General features: G+C 59.8%; 21 protein-coding genes. 11 read left to right on the forward strand and 10 right to left on the reverse strand.

The annotated features are described in order from the left end of the window. Positions 1-28 precede the first annotated feature (28 nt). Positions 29-358, reverse strand: coding sequence for a metalloregulator ArsR/SmtB family transcription factor (locus tag AB3G35_RS00120; RefSeq protein ID WP_016783577.1), 330 nt, complete (start codon positions 356-358; stop codon positions 29-31). Positions 359-451: 93 nt separating this feature from the next. On the opposite strand from AB3G35_RS00120, the gene AB3G35_RS00125 reads away from it, so the two are divergent. Beyond that, positions 452-1,315: an MBL fold metallo-hydrolase gene (locus AB3G35_RS00125; protein ID WP_083369648.1), complete on the forward strand. Its 864-nt coding sequence runs from the start codon at positions 452-454 to the stop codon at positions 1,313-1,315. Between the two features lie 162 nt (positions 1,316-1,477). Here the strand turns inward: AB3G35_RS00125 and AB3G35_RS00130 are convergent, their stop codons facing one another. Together AB3G35_RS00130 and AB3G35_RS00135 are read right to left on the reverse strand one after the other, a co-directional pair. Next, positions 1,478-2,371 (reverse strand): PA4780 family RIO1-like protein kinase, encoded by an 894-nt coding sequence (locus tag AB3G35_RS00130; protein WP_016783575.1) that lies wholly within the window; start codon positions 2,369-2,371, stop codon positions 1,478-1,480. 126 nt (positions 2,372-2,497) lie between these two features. Next, positions 2,498-3,292 carry a helix-turn-helix domain-containing protein gene (locus AB3G35_RS00135; RefSeq protein ID WP_016783574.1) on the reverse strand — a complete coding sequence of 265 codons (795 nt, stop codon included), beginning with the start codon at positions 3,290-3,292 and terminating at the stop codon, positions 2,498-2,500. A gap of 82 nt (positions 3,293-3,374) precedes the next feature. Between AB3G35_RS00135 and AB3G35_RS00140 the strand changes: the two genes are divergently transcribed. Next, on the forward strand, positions 3,375-4,409 hold the full coding sequence (locus tag AB3G35_RS00140) for a bile acid:sodium symporter family protein (protein WP_086798928.1): 1,035 nt from the start codon (positions 3,375-3,377) through the stop codon (positions 4,407-4,409). Between the two features lie 105 nt (positions 4,410-4,514). Here AB3G35_RS00140 and AB3G35_RS00145 read toward each other — a convergent pair whose 3' ends face one another. Then, positions 4,515-5,789: an acetyl-CoA C-acetyltransferase gene (locus AB3G35_RS00145; protein ID WP_369782202.1), complete on the reverse strand. Its 1,275-nt coding sequence runs from the start codon at positions 5,787-5,789 to the stop codon at positions 4,515-4,517. A 122-nt stretch (positions 5,790-5,911) separates the two neighbouring features. On the opposite strand from AB3G35_RS00145, the gene AB3G35_RS00150 reads away from it, so the two are divergent. The 7 genes from AB3G35_RS00150 (at position 5,912) to AB3G35_RS00180 (ending at position 12,803) form a co-directional block, all read left to right on the forward strand. Beyond that, positions 5,912-7,264 carry a 3-oxoacyl-ACP reductase gene (locus tag AB3G35_RS00150; protein ID WP_169906636.1) on the forward strand — a complete coding sequence of 451 codons (1,353 nt, stop codon included), beginning with the start codon at positions 5,912-5,914 and terminating at the stop codon, positions 7,262-7,264. 2 nt (positions 7,265-7,266) lie between these two features. After that, positions 7,267-8,121, forward strand: coding sequence for a MaoC/PaaZ C-terminal domain-containing protein (locus tag AB3G35_RS00155; protein WP_169910375.1), 855 nt, complete (start codon positions 7,267-7,269; stop codon positions 8,119-8,121). Positions 8,122-8,370: 249 nt separating this feature from the next. After that, positions 8,371-8,676, forward strand: coding sequence for a nucleotide pyrophosphohydrolase (locus tag AB3G35_RS00160; protein WP_016783569.1), 306 nt, complete (start codon positions 8,371-8,373; stop codon positions 8,674-8,676). Next, positions 8,673-9,422 carry a methyltransferase domain-containing protein gene (locus AB3G35_RS00165; RefSeq protein ID WP_086798934.1) on the forward strand — a complete coding sequence of 250 codons (750 nt, stop codon included), beginning with the start codon at positions 8,673-8,675 and terminating at the stop codon, positions 9,420-9,422. Before AB3G35_RS00160 ends, AB3G35_RS00165 begins: the two co-directional genes overlap by 4 nt. A 23-nt stretch (positions 9,423-9,445) precedes the next feature. Further along, the gene (locus AB3G35_RS00170; protein WP_016783567.1) at positions 9,446-10,060 is read left to right on the forward strand and encodes a DUF4136 domain-containing protein; all 615 of its coding nucleotides are present in this window, start codon (positions 9,446-9,448) and stop codon (positions 10,058-10,060) included. Between the two features lie 28 nt (positions 10,061-10,088). After that, the gene (locus AB3G35_RS00175; protein WP_016783566.1) at positions 10,089-10,676 is read left to right on the forward strand and encodes a DUF4136 domain-containing protein; all 588 of its coding nucleotides are present in this window, start codon (positions 10,089-10,091) and stop codon (positions 10,674-10,676) included. Between the two features lie 213 nt (positions 10,677-10,889). Beyond that, positions 10,890-12,803: a pilus assembly protein TadG-related protein gene (locus tag AB3G35_RS00180; protein WP_369782203.1), complete on the forward strand. Its 1,914-nt coding sequence runs from the start codon at positions 10,890-10,892 to the stop codon at positions 12,801-12,803. Between the two features lie 128 nt (positions 12,804-12,931). Here the strand turns inward: AB3G35_RS00180 and AB3G35_RS00185 are convergent, their stop codons facing one another. Both AB3G35_RS00185 and AB3G35_RS00190 read right to left on the reverse strand, forming a co-directional pair. Continuing rightward, a complete protein-coding gene (locus AB3G35_RS00185) occupies positions 12,932-15,676 on the reverse strand; it encodes an ATP-binding protein (RefSeq protein WP_369782204.1) in 2,745 nt (914 codons plus the stop codon). Next, complete coding sequence (locus AB3G35_RS00190) at positions 15,666-16,109, reverse strand: TadE/TadG family type IV pilus assembly protein (protein WP_016783563.1); 444 nt, start codon at positions 16,107-16,109, stop codon at positions 15,666-15,668. The genes AB3G35_RS00185 and AB3G35_RS00190 overlap by 11 nt, the downstream gene beginning before the upstream one ends. A gap of 71 nt (positions 16,110-16,180) precedes the next feature. Between AB3G35_RS00190 and AB3G35_RS00195 the strand changes: the two genes are divergently transcribed. After that, the gene (locus AB3G35_RS00195) at positions 16,181-16,654 is read left to right on the forward strand and encodes a prepilin peptidase (protein ID WP_086798940.1); all 474 of its coding nucleotides are present in this window, start codon (positions 16,181-16,183) and stop codon (positions 16,652-16,654) included. Positions 16,655-16,771: 117 nt separating this feature from the next. Continuing rightward, positions 16,772-17,554, forward strand: coding sequence for a response regulator transcription factor (locus tag AB3G35_RS00200; protein WP_086798943.1), 783 nt, complete (start codon positions 16,772-16,774; stop codon positions 17,552-17,554). A 150-nt stretch (positions 17,555-17,704) separates the two neighbouring features. Here the strand turns inward: AB3G35_RS00200 and AB3G35_RS00205 are convergent, their stop codons facing one another. From AB3G35_RS00205 to AB3G35_RS00220, 4 genes are read right to left on the reverse strand one after another with little or no spacing between them, the layout of a single operon-like run. After that, positions 17,705-17,971 carry a DUF3613 domain-containing protein gene (locus AB3G35_RS00205; protein ID WP_016783560.1) on the reverse strand — a complete coding sequence of 89 codons (267 nt, stop codon included), beginning with the start codon at positions 17,969-17,971 and terminating at the stop codon, positions 17,705-17,707. 17 nt (positions 17,972-17,988) lie between these two features. Next, positions 17,989-18,678 carry a lipopolysaccharide assembly protein LapB gene (locus AB3G35_RS00210; RefSeq protein ID WP_029611737.1) on the reverse strand — a complete coding sequence of 230 codons (690 nt, stop codon included), beginning with the start codon at positions 18,676-18,678 and terminating at the stop codon, positions 17,989-17,991. 14 nt (positions 18,679-18,692) lie between these two features. Further along, a complete protein-coding gene (locus tag AB3G35_RS00215) occupies positions 18,693-19,577 on the reverse strand; it encodes a type II secretion system F family protein (RefSeq protein ID WP_016783558.1) in 885 nt (294 codons plus the stop codon). A 1-nt stretch (position 19,578) separates the two neighbouring features. Then, a complete protein-coding gene (locus AB3G35_RS00220) occupies positions 19,579-20,463 on the reverse strand; it encodes a type II secretion system F family protein (RefSeq protein ID WP_083369651.1) in 885 nt (294 codons plus the stop codon). Position 20,464 lies beyond the last annotated feature (1 nt).

Below are 20,464 nucleotides of genomic sequence, written 5' to 3' on the forward strand. Positions count from 1 at the left end.
CAACAAAAATGAATGGATTGGGCGGGCGTTACTTTTTCAGTGCTTGCCCGCAATACAGCCCCGACAGGGTCTGCATCACAGAAACCACTTCAAAGCTGGCGAGTGAATAGAAAATATATTTCCCCATCCTTCGGGTATTGACCATGCCTTCATCGCGCAACACGCCGAGTTGTTGCGACAGTGTGGGTTGTCTGATGCCTGTCAGCGCTTCAAGTTCGCCGACATTGCGCTCACCTTGAGTCAACTGGCAGAGCAACAGCAGTCGATCTTCATTGGCCAACGCTTTGAGAAGGGTGCAGGCTTTGGAGGCAGAGTCGCGCAGAAGGCCGATTTCTTCGCGGGTTAGCTGAGCAGTCATGAAAAGCTCCGGGGCGTGATGGTCGACAGTCTACGACTCGATAATATATCTTTCAATATATTGATCATTCACTGACAACCACGAGGCCCCCTCATGCACCCCGAAATTCAAGGTTTCTTCGACCCTGCGACGTCGACCGTGAGCTATGTGGTGCATGCCGCGGGCGCCGAGGAATGCGCCATCATCGACCCGGTGCTGGACTACAATGCCGCCGCCGGGCGCATCAGCACCGCCAGTGCCGACGCCATCGCCGCTTTCGTCCAGGCTGAAGGCCTGAAGGTGCAATGGCTGCTGGAGACCCACGCCCATGCCGACCACCTGTCTGCCAGCGCTTACCTCAAGCGCAAGCTGGGCGGGCAGATCGGCATCGGTGCGGCCATCACCCAGGTCCAGGGGGTGTTTCGCGATATCTACAACCTTGAGCCGGAGTTCAAGCTTGACGGTTCGCAGTTCGACCGCCTGTTTGCGCCCGACGAGCTGTTTCATATCGGGCGACTAGAGGTGCGGGCGCTGCATGTGCCCGGGCATACCCCGGCCGATATGGCTTACCAAGTCGAACACCACAGCCTGTTTGTGGGCGATACCCTGTTTATGCCTGATGTGGGCACCGCCCGTTGCGACTTCCCGGGGGGCGATGCGCGGCAGTTGTATCAATCGATCAAGCGCCTGCTGGCATTGCCGGAGCAGACCCGCCTGTATATGTGCCATGACTACCCGCCAGCCGGGCGCGAAGCCTGCTGGTCGACCACCGTTGGTGAACAGCGGGCACAGAATATTCATGTCAATGACAGCATCGACCTGGAGGGTTTTGTCGGCATGCGTACAGCCCGCGATGCCACCCTCGGGGTTCCGGCGCTGCTGATTCCGGCCATTCAGGTCAATATCCGCGCCGGTAACCTGCCGCCCGCCGATGACAGCGGGTTGTGCAGCCTGAAAATTCCGCTGAACCGGTTTTGACCCATCACACATTGTGGGAGCGGGCTTGCTCGCGATGGCATCACTGTGATTTTCCTGACAGACCGCGTCGCCTGCATCGCGAGCAAGCCCGCTCCCACCAGAACCCGGGCTGTTTCAGGGGCATAAAAAATCCGGCCTGAGCCGGATTTTTTACTTAGCCAATCACTGCATCCACGGGGGTGGCGGCTCTTCAGCCTTGCTCGGTGGCGCATCATCGGCAGCACGTACCGCCTGACGAAAGGCTTCGTCCAGGCGTGCCGCTTCGATTTCGCGCATCACGCCGCCGACATCTGCCAGCTCGTCCGGCTCGTCAAACTCGCCCGTCAACACACTGCCAGGGTGCAAGGTGGCGGCTTCGTAAAGCGCCCACATTTCCTTGGCGTATTTGGTCTTCTTCAGTTCCGGCGCAAAACGCCCGAAGTAGGAAGCCATGTTGCCCACATCACGCTCCAGCATGTTGAAGGCGTGGTTGTTACCCGCCGCATCGACCGCCTGGGGCAAGTCGATAATCACCGGGCCGGTTGGCGTCAGCAACACGTTGAACTCGGACAAGTCACCGTGAACCAGCCCTGTACACAGCATCAGCACAATTTGCTGGATCAGGAACTCGTGGTACTCGCGGGCCTGATCCGGCTCCAGCACCACGTCATTGAGGCGCGGAGCAGCATCGCCGTACTCATCCGCCACCAGTTCCATCAACAGCACGCCTTCGAGGAAGTCGAACGGCTTGGGAACCCGCACACCCGCACCGGCCAGGCGAAACAACGCCGCAACCTCAGCGTTCTGCCAGGCATCTTCGGTTTCTTTACGACCGAACTTCGAGCCCTTGGCCATCGCCCGGGCCTGACGGCTGTTGCGAACCTTGCGACCCTCCTGATATTCGGCGGCCTGGCGGAAACTTCGTTTGTTGGCCTCCTTGTAAACCTTGGCGCATCGCAGCTCATTGCCGCAGCGGACTACGTACACAGCTGCTTCCTTGCCACTCATGAGTGGGCGCAGCACCTCGTCGATCAGACCGTCTTCGATCAGGGGTTCTAAGCGTTTTGGAGTCTTCATCAGCTTTTATTGTGGGTCCTTTATTACCAAACACGCGAATGTCATTCGTTATACGGCAATCCACTCACCACGGGGAGAGGGCAAACGATTTGAATGATAGACGAGCAACACGTTTTGAGCACCGACTTAACCCTGACGAAACAAGTCGCCCGGGGTAAAACCGAACATCTTTTTAAACGCCGCGATAAACGCCGACGTTGATTCATACCCGCAAGACAACGCCGCCTGCGTGACATGGCCGCCCTCCTCCAGCACCCGCAGCGAAGACAGAAGCCGCGCTCGCTGGCGCCAACTGCGAAAACTCAAGCCTGTTTCACGCTGAAACAAACGCATCAGGGTTTTTTCAGACATGCCCAGACGATCCGACCACAGGCCCAGGTTCGCCTCGGCATCAGGGCTTTCGATCAGTTCGTTGCACAGCACCAGCAGACGCTCATGGCGGGGCAATGGCAGCGAAAAGCCGACCTCGGGCAGGTTTGCCAACTGGTCCAGCAGCACCGCCACCAAGCGCTGCTCGCAGCTGCCACCCTCGGGGTAGTCGACGGGCAGCGCGCAAAAACTTTTGATCAGCTCCCGCGCCAGTGGCGTGACCTCCAGCACCCGGCACTGCCCGGGTGCCCACTGGCAGTCCTCGCGACGCACATACAGGCTGCGCATTTCCGCACGCATCGAAGTGATCACTTCATGCTCCAGCCCGGCCGGAATCCAGATACCCCACTGCGGCGGCGCAAAAAAACTGCCCTCGTCGGTATGCACGCCCAACACGCCACTGATCGCGTACGAAAACTGCACCCAATCGTGCCGATGACGCGGCGTCCACGAGCCCGCGCCCAGGCTTTCGGCCCGGGCATACAGCGGCCGTGGCAAGGCATCCAGCAGTGGAATGGCGCGCGGCAGCCCACGTTGTCCGTTTGGCGGCATTGATTGGCCTTATATCGCAAGACGACAGATACCGCCGACGTTAGGCTAACTCATCAATTCTTACAATATTCCGGTACCGATAATGCCTGTGCTCAAACACCTCAAACGCATGTTCACCGACTGGTTTCTGTGCGGCATGCTACTGGCGACTTTTCTTGCCTATGTGTTCCCGCATTTCGGCAGCACAGGCGGTGCAATGCACGCGGAATGGGTCATCAATATCGGTGTGTTTCTGGTGTTTTTCCTGCATGGGGTCAACCTGTCCAGCGAACAGATCAGCCACGGCCTGAAGAACATCCGCTTGCACGTCATGGTGCAGGGCTTCACCTTTATCGTCTTCCCGCTTATCTGGGTGGTCGCCAACAAGCTGCTGGGCGCCCATATCCCGCCGCTGCTGATGCTGGGCTTCTTCTACCTGTGTGCCCTGCCCTCGACCATTTCCTCGTCGGTGGCCCTGACCGGCAGCGCAGGCGGCAACGTGCCAGCAGCGATTCTCAACGCCAGCCTGTCCAGCGTGCTGGGGATTTTCCTGACGCCGTTGCTGGTGAGCTTTGTGGTCGGCAGCGGCGCGGGAGGCATTGACCTGGGCTCAACACTGCTCGACCTGTGTGCCATGCTGTTGCTGCCGCTGGTGCTGGGCCAGCTGGTACGCCCGCTGTGCGGACGCTTTTTTGCCCGGCACAAGCGCTACACCAATATCTGCGACAAGGTGGTGATCCTGCTGCTGGTTTACGCGGCGTTCTGCAACTCGATGGTTTCGGGCATGTGGCAACAGCAAGGCAGCTCGGTGATCCTCAGCGCCCTGATCGGCAGTGCGGTCCTGCTGGCCATTATTCTGTGGATGACCACCCGCACCGCCCGCGCCCTGAAATTCAGTACTGCGGATGAAATCGCCGCGGTGTTCTGTGCCAGCAAGAAATCCCTGGCCGCAGGGGCACCGATGGCGGCCCTGATCTTCGGCGCCAACCCGGGGCTGGGGCTGATTTTGCTGCCGATCATGATCTACCACCCGTTGCAGTTGATCGTGTGCTCGGTGATGGCTGAGAGTTATGCCACGCGTAGTCGCCAGGAGGCCGCAGAGCCAAACCCGGCAGTAGCGTCTGCCGGTCAGGCATAACCCTGCCCTTGTGGGAGCGAGCTTGCTCGCGATGCAGGCTCCCCGGTTTGTCAGGCATATTGAGGTGATGCCATCGCGAGCAAGCCCGCTCCCACACCTATATCGTTACCGTTCGATAATCGCCGTAACGCCCTGCCCGCCCGCTGCGCAGATCGAGATCAAACCTCGGCCCTGCCCGGCGGTGGCCAACAGCTTGGACATATTGGTCACGATGCGCCCACCCGTCGCCGCAAACGGATGGCCCACCGCCAGCGAGCTGCCTTTGACGTTGAGCTTGCTGCGGTCAATCGCACCCAGCGGTGCATCAAGCCCCAGCCGGCTTTTGCAGTAAGGCCCGTCCTCCCAGGCCTTCAAGGTGCACAGCACCTGGGCGGCAAATGCCTCGTGAATCTCGTAGTAATCAAAGTCCTGCAAGGTCAGGCCATTACGCGCCAGCAGCCGTGGGACAGCATATACCGGCGCCATCAGCAAACCTTCGGCACCGTGTACGAAATCCACAGCCGCTGTTTCACCATCGCGCAGATAAGCCAAAACCGGCAGGCCGCGCTCCTTGGCCCATTCTTCGCTGCCGAGCAAGACCGTTGATGCACCATCGGTCAGCGGCGTGGAGTTGCCCGCCGTCAGCGTGCCCTTGGCACTGCGCTCGAACACCGGTTTAAGGGCGGCCAATTTTTCCAGGGTCAGGTCGGCACGCAGGTTGTTGTCGCGGCTCAAGCCCATAAAGGGCGTGAGCAAGTCATCTTCCCAGCCCGCGTGATAGGCAGCCGTCAGGGCCTGATGGCTGTGCAGGGCCAGCTCGTCCTGTTCAACCCGGGGGATGTTCCAGGCTTGCGCCATCAACTCGCAGTGCTGGCCCATCGACAGCCCGGTACGGGGCTCGCCATTACGGGGGAATTCGGGTTTCAAAAAGCCCGGCCGCAACTGCAGCAGCGCCTTGAGCTTGTCGATCGGCGCCTTGGTGCGGTTGAGCCGCAACAGCCATTTGCGCAGCCCGTCATTAATTTCGATCGGCACATTGGAGGCGGAGTCCACGCCACCGGCAATCCCGCACTCGATCTGCCCCAGGGCAATCTTGTTGGCCACCAGTAATGCCGCCTCAAGCCCTGTACCGCAAGCCTGCTGCAGATCATAGGCCGGGGTTTGCGGCGACAGCCGTGAGCCCAGCACGCATTCGCGGGTCAGGCTGAAATCCCGCGAATCCTTGAGCACCGCCCCGGCCACCACTTCGCCCATGCGCAACCCGTGCAGGTTGTAACGCTCGATCAGCCCTTCCAGCGCCGCGGTCAGCATGTCCTGATTACTGGCGGTGGCATACGGCCCGTTGGCGCGGGAAAACGGGATACGGTTACCACCAATAATTGCTACACGACGCAGACTCATACGATTGCCCCTATTCTCTTAAATCCATTGATCGTTACTAGCGTAGGCCTTATCGCCGATAACGAACGACCACGGCCTGTTTGTGGTCAACCCTTTGAACCCCACCTGTCGGAGAGTGTTCCATGTCAGACCGTTATATCGACTTCGTCAACTCATCCCTCGGCCAGCGACTGGTCGGCGCGTTGGGGCTGCCGTCACCGGGACGACTGGAACGCTGGCAGGCCGGGCGGCTGCGCCCCGTCGAAGGGCCGCTGCTGATTGGCGGCGGCGCCCTGGCAGGCCTCGTGAACCAATTTGCCAGCAAACTCACCGATGCCGTATTCAGCTACGGCCCCGCACCCTTGCACGCCACGCCGTGGATTCCAGGCCAGGGGCCAAAGCTCAAGGCGGTGGTGTTCGATGCCAGCGAGCTGTTGCACACCGATCAGCTCAAGCAACTGCGCGAATTTTTCCAGCCGCTGCTGCGCAATCTCGAACATTGCACCCATATGGTGATCCTGGGCCATGCTCCTGAAACATTAAGCGACCCTTTTGCTGCCAGCGCCCAGCGTGCACTCGAAGGGTTCAGCCGGTCGCTGGCCAAGGAGTTGCGCAACGGTAGCACCTTGCAACTGCTGTATATCGGCGAGGGGGCCGAAGAGCAGCTTGAGGGCGCACTGCGTTTTTTCCTCTCGCCCAAAAGTGCCTTTATTAGCGGCCAGGTGCTGCGCCTGACAGCCTGCGCCAACCAGGTACAGGACTGGACCCGCCCCCTGGCCGGGCGCAAGGCGCTGGTGACCGGTGCCGCCCGCGGCATTGGCGCCGCCATTGCCGAAACCCTGGCCCGGGACGGCGCTGAACTAATCCTGCTCGACGTACCTGCCGCCAAGAGCGATCTCGATGCACTGGCCGCGCGCTTGGGCGGACGCAGCATCGCGCTGGACATCTGCGCCGCCGATGCCGCAGAACAACTGATCGGGCAACTGGCCGACGGCGTCGATATTGTGGTGCACAACGCCGGCATCACCCGCGATAAAACCCTGGCCAATATGACCCCGGAATTCTGGGACTCGGTGCTCGCCGTTAACCTCAATGCTCCACAAGTGCTGACCAAGGCCCTGCTCGACAGCGGCACCCTGCGTGATAACGGCCGGGTAATCCTGCTGGCGTCCATCAGCGGTATTGCCGGCAATCGCGGCCAGACCAACTACGCCGCCAGCAAGGCCGGGCTGATCGGCCTGGCTCAAGCCTGGGCGCCGCTGCTGGGCGAGCGCGGCATCAGCATCAATGCCGTGGCCCCCGGTTTTATCGAAACCCAGATGACAGCGCATATTCCCTTTGCCCTGCGCGAAGCGGGCCGGCGCATGAGTTCACTGGGCCAGGGTGGCCAGCCCCAGGACGTCGCCGAGGCCGTGGCCTGGCTCGGCCAGCCGGGTTCTGGTGCGGTCAGCGGCCAGGCGCTGCGGGTGTGCGGGCAAAGCATTCTGGGAGCATAAGCATGAGCGTAAAATGGCTCGACCTCAGCACCCCGCCGCACCTGCCAGCGCTGTACGCCCACGCGGCCGCCCGCCGCAAGATCACCGGCAGCACCTTGCCAGAGCAAGGCTTGCGCTGCTGGGTCGAGGTTGAGCCCAAGGCCCTGGCGGCTTTTCGCGATGTTTGCGAGCTGGTGCCAAGCCCCTTGCTGCCGCCCACTTATCCACACATCCTGGCCTTCGGTCTGCAAATGCAGTTGCTGACGGCCAAGGACTTCCCTTTCCCGCTGCTGGGGCTGATTCATCTGACCAACCGGATCCGCCTGCTGCGCCCGATGGGCAGCGTGACGCAGCTGCGCATCGGGGTATATGTACACAACCTGCAAAAACACCCCAAGGGCGCGACCTTTGAGGTGGTTACCCAGGTAGACGATCTGCTGGGGCCACTATGGGAGGCCGAAAGCACCCTGCTGTGCAAAGGCGTGGAACTGCCGGGCGACCTGCCGCAAGTCACCGAACCTGCGCCGGTGGCCCTGAGCGAACTGACCCGCTGGTATGCACCCGCCGACATTGGCCGGCGTTACGCCAAAGTTTCGGGCGACTACAACCCCATTCACCTCAGTGCTGCCAGCGCCAAATTGTTTGGCCTGCCCAGTGCGATTGCCCACGGCCTGTGGATAAAAGCCCGGGCTCTGGCGGTACTCAATTCGCACCTGCCGGCGGCCAATGTAGAGATTGTCGTCGCCTTCAAAAAGCCGGTGCGTCTGCCCGGCGAAGTGATTTTGCTCAGCAGTGAGGCAGGTTCCAGTGGCGATTTTCAAATCAACGGGCATGACGGCCTTGTACATATGGTCGGCAACTGGCGACCAGTCAGTTAAACCGGCATCCCCTCCTTGTGTAGCAGCTGACGAGCGGAGCGAGGCTGCGTCCGGCTGCGAAGCAGTCGTGAAGTCATATTGTGCGGTGTGTCAGACAAGCCTCGTACTCAGGATCTGCGACTGCTTCGCAGCCGGACGCAGCCTCGCTCCGCTCGTCAGCTGCTACAGGGTGATGTGAGCCCGTGCCTTTCACTTGCACCAATCCCCGTTCGGTCGCAAGCTTTGCGCCTTCTGGAGAGCACACCTGCAATGAACCTCGACGAAATCACCCGACGCATGCATCGCATCCGCGATAACAACGACTGGAAGCAGTTCCACAGCCCGAAAAACCTGGCCATGGCCGCCAGTGTCGAAATGGCCGAGCTGGTGGAAATCTTTCAGTGGCTAACCGAAGACCAGTCCCGCCAGCTCCCCGCCGACAAGCTCGCCCACGCCGGTCAGGAAGTGGGCGATATCGTGCTGTATCTGGTGTTGCTCTGCGCCGAACTGGGGCTGGACATGAATGAAGTGGTTCGCAATAAACTGGCTGACAATGAAAGGCGTTTCAATAAATGAGTGACCGTCACTTCGATCAACTGGCTACCCGCTTCGCCGAGAAAATCTACGGTGGCGCCAAGGGTGCGATTCGCCTGGCCGTGCTCCAGGCCGACCTGCAGGAAGCCCTGCCAAAACGCCCGCTGCGGGTGCTGGATATCGGCGCCGGGCTGGGCCATATGTCTTTGTGGCTGGCCCAGCAAGGCCACGATGTGACCCTGGCCGAACCCGCCGCGCCGATGCTTGAAGGAGCCCGCCAGCGTTTTGCCGAGGCAGGCCAGACTGGCACCTTTATTCAGGCGCCGTGGCAGGAGCTGCTTGGCCAACTGACCGAGCCCTACGATCTGGTGTTGTGCCACGCCGTACTGGAATGGCTGGCCGAACCCCACGCGATCCTGCCGGTGCTGCATCAGTTGACCGCCAAGGACGGCTGGTTGTCGCTGGCGTTTTACAATCGTGACGCACTGATTTATCGCAACCTGCTCAAGGGTCACTTTCGCAAGATGCGCAAGAACGACATGGCCGGTGAAAAACAGAGCCTCACACCGCAGCAGCCCCTTGATCCACGGGAACTGGCCGCGGCACTCGAAGGCCTGTGGCAGGTCGAGAGCCAGAGCGGCGTGCGGGTATTTCACGACTATATGCCAGTAGAATTCCAGGCCCGCGCCGAGCTTGAAGCGCTGGTTGAAATGGAGCTGGCCCACCGTCGCCATCCTGCCTTTGCCGGGCTGGGACGTTATCTGCATTGGGTGTGCCGCCCGGTTTAAATCGCCCTGCGGGGGAGACCATCATGTATCGCCGCGTTGCCTTGATTGTTTTGAGCCTGGGGCTGGGCGCCTGCCAGAGCCCCAACCCTTACACCGCTAGCTCCATGCCCATGCCGCCGGCGCCGGCACAGGCGGCCAACACCCTGGACTTGAGCGCCTACCCGGCACCGCCACGGGATTACGGGCGTTACCAGAGCTGGGCCTGGCTCAATGGCCGCTTGCCGGTTGGCACGGCCTGGGCCGACTCGGCGCAAATCGCCGAAGCGGTGAACAATGCCCTCGACCAGCGCGGCTTGCGCCCGGCACAACCCAACCGTCCGGCGGATCTTTGGGTCAGTGCAGATTTGCACACCGAAAAACGCTTGCGCCAGGTGCAGGACGACTATGGTTACGGGGCTGGCTACGGCAGCGGTTACGGCCGCTATGGCAGTCAATATGGCATGTACAACTCCGTACCCGTCATCCGCACTTACGAGGTTGAGGTCATGGTGGTGCGACTCAACCTGTATGACGGCAAAACCGGCCAGCCGGTGTGGAGTTCCAGTGCCGAAACCAGCAGCAAAGGCAGCCTGAGCGAACGCAGTGACGCCCTGCGCGAATCACTGAACAAGGCAGTGCAGGCTTACCCTCCTCATTGAGTTTCAATCGTGAAGTGGAGAAATCATTATGCTTCGTCGCATTGCATTACTGGGCCTGGCCCTGCTGCTCAGTGCCTGCGAAACCATGCAGGTCAGCCATGATTACAACCCTGCTGTCGATTTCGCCCAGTTCCGCACTTGGGCCTGGAAAGACCCTGCCGTGCAATACCAGCCCAACAACCCGATGCTCAGGAGCGACCTGACCGAGCAACGGATTGTCCAGGCCGTGAGCAGCCAGCTGGACCAACGCGGCTTGCGCCCGGTGGCGGCAGGCAGTAAACCGGACTTGCTGGTGCAAACCTGGCTGATCGTGGCCAACCGCCAGGAACAGGTGGTGACCAACTACGGTTACGGTGGCCCCTGGGGCGGGCCGTGGGGTGGTTACTGGGGCGGCCCGTGGGAAGGTTACTGGGGCGCACCGATGTATAACGAAACCCGCAACGTGGTCTACCAGGTGGGCACCCTGCAGATCGACCTGATCGATGCCAAGGACGGCAAGCTGGTCTGGCGCGGCAGTGCCGAAAAAGCCATCGACAGCAGCCCGACCCCGGCCGAGCGCAGCGCGGCGATCAGCGAAGCGGTGACCAAGATCCTTGCTACCTATCCACCCAAGTAAGTTGCCCGGCACTCACTTGCTCACGATGTATATAAGTAAGTTGGTATTAATACTTTCGTGAGCAAGTTAGCGCCCTGTCTGTTTTTTTGATTAATCGTTCACAGCACGCCTATAAAACTGGCAACTGGCCAGCGCACTGATCACTTCTTGTCTACACTCGCTGAAACTTTGGAGAGTTAGCGCTGGGCAATGTTCCAGCATCAGGAGTGCTCGATGTCTCCCCAACTACGCGGTATGGGTTTTAATGGTTCCCGGCAACAGCGTGGTGCGATCGGCCTGATGGCTGCCGTGACCCTGGGCATGGTGCTGCTGTTTATGTTGCTGGTGGTCGACAGCGGGCGCCTGTACCTGGAGCAACGCAAGTTGCAGCGGGTGGCGGATATGGCGGTGCTGGAGGCGGTGAGTCGGGGCGGCAACTGTACTGGGGCCAGTACGGCTGCCGGTTTCGCCAACCAGAGTGCCACCCGCAACAGCTTTACGCCCGGCAGCGTGCAAAAAGTAAACACCACTTGCGGTACTTTGAGCACCAACAGCAGCCAGTTACGGGTATTCACTGCGGATGCGACCAAGTCCGATGCGATCCGGGTGATAGCCACCACCACCGTGCCTACCAGCGTGGCCGGGGGGTTGTGGAGCCTGTTTTCCAAAGGCGGATTTAACCTGAATACCAATTTGACGGCGAGTGCGGTGGGCTCAACGCCGGGGCCGACGCTCGCGCAAATCAGTATTCGTACCACACTGGCGACAGTCGACTCCTCACAATCGCCGCTGCTCAATAACCTGTTTACAGGCCTGCTGGGCGGTAACGTAGCCATTTCGGCAGTAGGCTGGGACGGTTTAGTCAAAGCAGACATCAACTTACTGCAGTACTTGAATCAATTGGCCGTTAACTTGAATGTCAAGGCAGGGGATTACACAACGCTACTCACCACCAATGCCACGGTGACTGACTTTATAAAAGCGGCGGCCACTGTAGCCAAACTCAACGGAGCAACGGCAGACGTACAAACAGCACTGACCAACTTACAAGTTGCTGCCATTAAAAACACACCCATCAAAGTAGGTGACTTATTACAACTGCAAACCGGAACTTCAACTGCCGGTCTGGACACCAACCTTAATTTATTTTCAGTGATACAAGCCGCCATTCAAATTGCCAACAAGAATAATGCTGCTGCCGTCAGCCTTCCGGTCAACGTGCTGGGGCTGGCCAAGGTAACGACCACGGTAAAAGTAATCGAGCCTCCGCAGTTCTCTGCCATCGGCAACCCGGCCAAGGACAGGCTTTTCGTGCGCACGGCCCAAGTGAGGTCTTTAATCACCATTGAGCTTCCGGTTCTCAATACCGTCGCTTCACTTGTGAGCAAAGTCCTGGATCTTGTTTCAGGCTTGCTCGGGGCCATTATCGGTACTTCCTACAGCCCTCAAATACTTCCGCCGCCATTAATCCTCAGTGTCAATCTGGATGCCGGTGGCGCAGATGCGCTGGTGACCGGATATAGCTGCCCTACGGGAAGTACCGGTACTAAAAGCCTTACGGTTTTGGCACACACGGCCCTGGCCAATTTGAATGTCGGCAACATTGATGGCAGCAAGGCTTTTTCCTCTTCAGCCGCCGTAACGGTTACACCGCTGCCTATTGTGAACATCGTCAGCAAGACCTGCTTGGCCCTCATTTGCTCTTCAAAAGATTATGGCGGCGGAGGCATTGCGATCATGGCAAAGCTACCCATTGCGCCAACCCAAAGCACCCTGCTTTTTTCTGCTGCCTCAAGCTCGGAGCCGCCTAATCTGAAACTGCCACCGGCAGCCAAAAATGCCAGTCCGACGACCAATGTGGTGGCCAGCCTGAAAAGCACGCTGAGCAATTTGCCGATCCAACTGTATGCTCCCGTGGATAGCACAGGCATCCTCGGGGCACTTGCGACGGGATTGACGAGTGCTGTTAACGCGACACTACTGGCGGTAGTCAACATTGCTGGCGGGCTGATTTCCGGGGTTCTAAGCCCCTTGCTCGACCCTGTGATCAACAACCTGCTTTCACTGCTGGGGGTTAACCTCATGGCCACGGAAGTCGATGCCAACCTCTCCTGCAACCAGGGTGGCCGCGCCCAACTGGTGCTTTGACCTAGATGGAGTGCAATACCTTGTGGGAGCGGGCTTGCTCGCGATTGCATCACCTCGGTATATCAGATGTACCGAGGTGCCTGAATCGCGAGCAAGCCCGCTCCCACATCAAAGGCGCAGCGCTGAATTCAGCCTGCTACCACCGGCAATTCCACACAAAACCGCGCGCCATGCGCGGTATTGCTGACGCTTAACCGCCCGCCCATGTTGTCGATAATGCCGTAACTCACGGACAGCCCCAGCCCCGTACCCAGACCAATCGGCTTGGTGGTGAAAAACGGCTCGAAGATCCGCTCCAGCAGGCGCGGGTCGATACCGCCCGCGTTGTCGTCAACCAGCAGACGCACGCTTTGCCCATCGGACTCAATACTCAGGGCTATCCAGGGGGCAAAATCCTGGTCGGTTTCACGTTTGCTCATGAGTGCATCACGGGCATTGACCATCAGGTTGATCAGCACTTGCTCAAGTTGGTCTACATGCCCGCGTACCTGTACTTCGCACACTTGCCCTTCGTTGCGCAATTCCACGCCCTTGCCGCGGAAACCTTCGCCGAGCAAGGCCACGGAACCTTCCATGGCCTGCGTCGGGTTGAACACTTGCTGTTCAATTTCAGAACGACGGCCAAACACCCGCAAGTGGTCCACCACCCGCGCCGCACGCTGGATCTGGCCGTCGATACGGGTGAGCTTGTCCTGTAAATAGTCGATCTGCGCATCGCCATTGCCCAGGCGCTTGAGCACGTTGACCACGGCCATGCGCATCACGTTCAGCGGCTGGTTGATTTCGTGCGCCAGCCCCGTGGCCATTTCGCCCAGGGTGGCCATTTTCGCGCTGTGGGTCAGTTGCTGCTGGGAGCGGCGTACTTCGGTGTTGTCGCGGCCCACGGCCTGCACTTCAAGCAAGTTGCCCAGTTCGTCGAAAATGCCCCGGTCGGACCACACCCACCAGGCATATTCTCGCCCCGGCAGTTGCAGGCTGATTTCCGCCGTGCTGACCGGTGCCTGGGGGGTCAAGCTGGCAATACGCTGCACAAAGGCCTCGCGCTGCTCTGTGGATAACCAACTGCTCAGGTTGATGCCCGGCAGTTGCGCAGTGGTGCATTCCAGGTAGCTGGCCAGCGGCTGGTTGCCGAAGGTCAGGGTCAGGTCGGGCAGGTAACGGCAGATCATGGCAGGCGAGTCTTCAACCAGAATCCGGTAGCGCTCCTCGCTGTTTTTGACTCGCTCGGCCGCTTCGGTGGCCTCGGTTATGTCCAGCCACAAACCGACCACTTCTACCGGCAAACCCAGGTCGTTACGCAACAGCTTGGCTTCATCCAGCAGCCAGTGATAATCGCCACGCCGATCGCGCAGACGATAGCGGTTGCGGGCGCTGCCTTCGCGCAGCAACTGCCGGGTACGGCCAAAAAACTGTTCGCGGTCATCGGGGTGGACCCATTCGATCAGGGTTTCGCTGGTGCATTCTTCCAGCGTCCAGCCCAGCAGGGGCTTGAGGCTGCCACTGAAAAATGCCGGCACCAGCGCACCTTCAACATAGCGCTGTACATAAATCACCGCCGGGGAACTGGCGATCAGGTTGTCCAGCCGCGCATGGGCAGCCGCGACCTGTTGCTGCTGGTTCTTGATATCACTGACATCCAGCATATAACCGACGATACGCCGCCGGGTGCCACTGCCCAGCATCTGGCCTTGAATCCGGTACCACCGGGCTGGTTCTGTGCTCCCGGATTGATGCAACCGGGCGAACAGCAATAATTCCTTGCCGTGCTCCAGCAGCTCATTGAAGCGACCGCTGAGTTCATCCCGATCGGCCGGGTGAAACAGCGCCAGCCATGCCTGACGGGTCATGGCCTGTGGCTCGGCCACCGCATCCAGGTTGATGGCCAGTTGCGGGGCCAGCTCCAGCAGCTCGTTGTTCAGCGACCACTCCCACCAGCCGGTGCCGAGCAAGCCTTGCAGGGCCTCCATGCGCTCGCTCTGCTGTAGGTGCTGCTGCTCACGCAAACGGTCCAGCAGCGGCGCAGCCAGGGCGGCGCAGACCTGCATCCAGTCGCTTTCACTCATTTGCGGGCCATGCAGGGAAGCCGGATAAAACCCCAGCATCAACCAGGCACACAAACCCTGCTGGTCGCTGTAAGGCACCAGCACGCCGTCGGCATTGCCAAACAAGTCGTTTAACCGCGGGTTGCCGTCGCGCTCGACACGCAGGGGCGACGTTGCGCAAAGCGGGTCAAGCAAGCTGCCCAGGTTTTGCTCGGGCAGCCACAGTTGCGGCGCATCAAAGGCGTGATATGTGCTGTGCATGTACCAGGAAACCTGCGGGTCTTCGCGCAGGGCCAGCGCCATGCACGGCACCCGGGCGTGCTGGGCGACGCTGCGCAATGCTTCGTGCATCACCTCGCACAGGCGCTGAGCACTGCACTGGCGCAATTGTTCGCCCAGGCTGAGGATCAGTTGCGTGCAGCGCTCGCGGCTGCGGGCTTGCTCGCTGCCAAGGCGCAGGTCACTGATATCCAGCAACTGCAAAAGCCAGGCGTCGCCCTGGGGCTGTACCCAACCCCGGGTATGCACCACGCGCAGCCCCGCGCATTGAAAATCCAGGTCAAGGCTGTGGCCAACCCAGTCCGCCGGTACGCCCTCAAGGGCCAGGGTACTGCCCGGCACCAGATAGCTCAGGAGCTGGCGCGGCAAGCCATCGCTGCTACTGCGGGCCAGGCCGTAGCGTTGCAGGCCGTGGATCTCAATGACGTGCCCCTGCTGATCAAGCATCAGCCGGATACCCGCATGGGTGCGTGATTGCGGATCGCTGGATTCAGGCAAGCGCTCGTCGGTCCGTCCCAACATGCGCCCGAACAGCCCGTCACTAGGGGACAAGTTGAGCACTCGATTCGGCTTTCAAACTTGTCGGCAGGTTAGGCACTGTGATGATTCCCAATTTGAGCACCGGCATGATGGAGGTCAACGCCGTGGCTGGCAGCGTGACGCTGGCGGTCAGCACCTTGGTTGTCGCGTTGTAGGTAGCCGCCGGGACCAGGCTGCCCTTGACTGCCGTCGGCACCCAGCTCAGTTTCTCGTTCAGTACGTTCTTGGCCAATGTCTCCACCAGCCCGCCATAGTTGGCCGCCGTCGGGTCCACCGCCATGCTGCGACGCACCGCTTCGGCCGTCGCATTATTGAATGACTGCACCAGCAACAGCGGCAGGCTGTAGCTGACCACGCCGTAAAGCACTGCGAAAAAAATCACGAACACCAGTGCGAACTCAATCGCCGCAGCGCCCTTCTGCTTTTTGCCAAGTCTTGTTTTCATGACTGCGTCTACCCTGACTGTCGACAGTAATATCATCATAGAATCATTGGTAAAAAACGGAGGCTCTTTACGTGATCCAGTTAGCGGTTGTGTTGCTGTGGTTTGTTGCGTGCTCCATTCAAGACCTGCTCCAACGCCATATTTCCAACTTGCTGACGGTGGGTGGCGCAGCGCTGGCGCTGCTGTATCTGCTGTGGGCCGGTCACACCTGGCTCGGTGCAAGCGCAGCCGAAGGTGGCTGGGCGCTGCTGGTCGCGCTGGCACTGACACTGCCCGGTTACGCCCTGAACAAGCTTGGCGCCGGCGACGTAAAGCTGTTGATGGCCCTAGCGCTGGCAACCGATCGTCCGACAATTCTGGGGACCGTTATCGGTGCTGGCATCTGTAGTGGCATCTGGTGGTTTTTCGCGTCAAAAATACTGCCGTCAATAAATCAAAGAGTTAAGACGCTCCCATTTGCCAAAGACGTCCCAATGTCAAAAAAGCTTCCCTTTGCGCCCTTCCTGTTCGCGGGGTTTACCCTGACAATGGCTCTGCTTCGCTAGCCATTACGAAGGATTAATACCTTGTACATAGTCGTAAAGTAGGTCTACGTTTAATTCAATCGCCGCAAGTAAGTGGACCAAGATGTCCCTGATTGGTTTACCAGGAAGGAGAACCGCGTGAACACGTCCAACCCCCTAATAAAAGTGCTCGTGGTCGACGATCAACCATTGATTGTCGAAGAACTGTGCGAATTTCTAGAAAGCAGCGGTTACCGTTGCGTGCCTTGCAATACAACCCGTGAAGCCATCGATGCTTTCGTTGCCGATTCAGAAATCGGTCTGGTGCTGTGCGACCTGCACATGCCCGACATGAACGGCATCGAACTGACCCAGCACCTGCAAAAACTGGCGGGCAAGCAGCGCGCCTTTGAAACCATCCTGCTGACCGGTCGTGCCGACAAACAGGATGTGATCAAGGCCCTGCGTATCGGTATCGCCGACTACTATCAAAAGCCGGTCGACCTCAATGAGCTGCTTGAGGGCATCCAGCGTCAGGAAGCCATTTTGCGTGAACGCCACAAAAGCGATCAGCTGGGCCACCTGAACCAGAAACTGCAGTATCTGGCCGAATCCATCGATGACCTGTATCAGGACATGGAATCCGCCCGCCGCCCTCCGCAAGCCGCCACCCACCCCTTGAACAATCAGGAATCAGGTGAAGGCCCCTGGCAACAGATCCCGACGATTTTCAAACAGCTGTCGCCACGCCAGCTGGACGTGGCCAAGCTGGTGAGCAAGGGCCAGACCAACTACCAGATTGCCTGCGACCTGGGCATCACCGAAAACACGGTCAAGCTCTATGTGTCGCAAGTACTGCGCCTGACCCATATGAACAACCGTACCCAGCTGGCTCTGGCGCTGTCGCCAAACGCCACCGCCCATCGGCAAACTGCGCATTAACTCTGCGATCACTGTGGCGGTGCGACCTGCTCGCGATACAACTGGCGCGACAGGCAAGTGACACCGCACAGTTCCCATCGCGGGCAAGCCCGCTCCCACAGGTCTTGCGCCGCGTACTGCCTGTGAGGGCCCGTTCTTGCAGGCAAGGGCTTATTCCTGACTGGCTTTACCACCCTCTTTCTGCCCGTAGTACTCCGGAATCTCGTGTTTATAGCTGTCCAGCCAACGCTGCAGGCTGAGTTCACGCTCCGCCGGACTGGCCGTCTGGCGGATGGGCGACTGGACGCTGCCGCTCACCTGCAACTGCAACCAGTTCTCGGTTTGCTGCTGGTTTTTGGGTGTAGGCCCAGGCTCGATAGCCAGTGCACCCAACGGCAGCAGGGCCAGCAGCACCCCCACACGAATAGATAAAGTCATGGCAAACCTCCAACGCGTTATTTGACGACAGCCACCTGATTGCTGGCGACCTTGGCTTGAGCTTTCAAAGCTTGTGCCCGGTACTGGGCATCACTCACCTGTTCGGGGGTCAGGCCCGCGCGGGTTACCAGTTCTGCGGCCTGCTTCCACTGGTCCTGATAAATCAGCAGGGTCACCAGATTCAATGCCGCCGGCGATTCATCCTGCTTGAGCTCCAGCGCGGTCAAAAACTCGAACCGCGCCTCATCAACCCGCCGTTGATTGAGATACACCACGCCCAGGTCATTGCGGATCTTGGCATCGGTGGGCGCCATTTGTGCCGCACGCTCCAGATGGGTGATCGCCAGGGCGTTATCGCCATGCCCCGCTGCCAGCTGGCCCAGACCATGCTCGCCTTCGGCTGCCAGGCACGAGCCCAGCAACCCCTGGTACAGCGGCCCGGCTTCATCGCGACCCAACTGGCGATAGATCCGCGCCTTGCGCAGCTGAACCTGCGCCGAGCCCTGAGGCAGGTTTTGCAGGTTGGCCAGGCTGGCGTGCAGCTTACCTTCCTTGGCCATGTCATCGGCCAGGTTCAGCGACAGCTCCTGGTCACCACTCAACTTGGTACAACTGCCGCCCATGGCCATCCACGGCGGATTACTCTGACCTCCTGTCGCACAGCCGCCCAGCATCAGCAGCCCGCACACGACGATGACAGCTTTCATGTTCATACCCCTGGTCAAGAGAGAAAGGCTCGCGAGATAGCGACAAAACTCGGCCCGGCCAAGACGATCATCAAAGCGGGGAACAGAAACACCATCATCACTACCGACATTTTGGCGGACATTTTGGAGATGTACTCCTCCATGCGGGTCAAACGACGGTCATCCAGCAGCTCCTTGAGTGCCTGCAATGACTTCATCGCGCCACCACCCTGCTGAATCAATTGCTGCAGAATCACGCAGGTGTCATTGAACTCGTCCACATCCAGCAGACTCGCGGTTTTGCTCAGTTCCTGGTTCAACTCCAGCCCCGAGTCGACCCGGGCCAGAACCACACGCAACTCACCGGTCAGCACCGGCAGCAAGTGCCGCGCTTCCTGGCTCAATACCCGCAACGCCTGTTCGACTGCCATGCCCGACTCAAACAGAATGCGCAGCAACGGGATAAAGGTTGAAACTTCGATCGCCACTTCCTGCTGGCGCCTTTTTGCAGCATAGGCCAACAATCGCTTGGGGATCAGATAGCCCAAAGCCAGGGAGAACAGCAACACCACCAGCAGATTGCCCGAACGCGGGAAAAACAGCTCATGGCCCAGAAACACCAACCCGGCAAAGGCTATCGGCGTGCCGATCTGAAAGGCGGCAAACAGCGAGCGCTGACTGGCGGTACGCCAGCCGATGCGGTTGAGCAGGGTCTGGGTCTCGCTGTCCATCGACACCGAGCGCTGGCCAAACTTGCTGTTGCCCACCGCCCGCATCCACAAGGTGAGCTTGCCGGGCCCGGTCTTGTCACCTTCCAGGCGCTGCATGACCCGTTGCTGGCTAACGCGGTCCTGGACCACGTTATTGATCAGCAGCGCCATGGCGCCCAACAGCAACACCACACAAATCAAAAAGGCCATGTCATACGCTCCGTACCATGCGCCACAGCGCCACACTGCCGACTATCTGCATGGCCATTGCCGTCAGGAGCATGTGCTGCCCGCCGCCGTCCTGCCACATCTTGAGCATGTAGCTGGGGTTGGTGACCATAAAGAATCCCACCACAAAAACTGGCAACGAGCCCAATACCAGCGCCGTCATCCGCGTTTCACCCGTCATGGCCCGCAGCTTGCGGGCGCCCTGTTCGCGCTCGCGAATCAATACGATCAGGTTCTCCAGCAACTCACTGGCGTTGCCGCCATAACGGTGGTTGACCTTCAGCCCCAGGGCAAACATGCGAAATTCATCACGTTCATAAAGCTCGGCAAAATCGTTCACGGCTTCAGGCAGGCTCACCCCCATCTGCACGTTGCGCGACACCCGGCTGATGCTGCTCTTGAGCGGGTCACTGGACGCCTCGATGGCGGTCAGCACCGCATCGGCCAGGGTGCGCCCGGCCTTGAGGCTGCGCACACAGTGATCGAGCAACAACGGCAGTTGCTCAACCATGCGCCGAACCCGGCGATGGTAACGCCAGCTGACAAACAGCTTGAGCAGCACCGGCGGCAGCACCAGCAACGCGAGCAAGAACACCCAGCCTCCGATCAGGCCCGCCACAATCACCGCTGCGGCCCATAGCGACAGCCACACCCCCAGCCGTTCTGAAGGACGCCCCAACCCGGCCTGCAAAAAGGCCCGGTCGAGCCAGGCCAGCCCCTGGTGTTTCTCCGCCAATTGCGGCTGGCCTTCACCCAGACGCTCCAGAACACGGCCCGTGGTCGGGTCGGTCAGGGCGCGATACACCAGGTTCAACGACAAGGCGAACATCAGGAAACTGATGGTAAAAAGCAGTAAGGCCGGGTTCATA

It is taken from the genome of Pseudomonas sp. WC2401 (genome assembly GCF_041200115.1).
In the GTDB taxonomy this organism is placed as follows: domain Bacteria; phylum Pseudomonadota; class Gammaproteobacteria; order Pseudomonadales; family Pseudomonadaceae; genus Aquipseudomonas; species Aquipseudomonas fragi.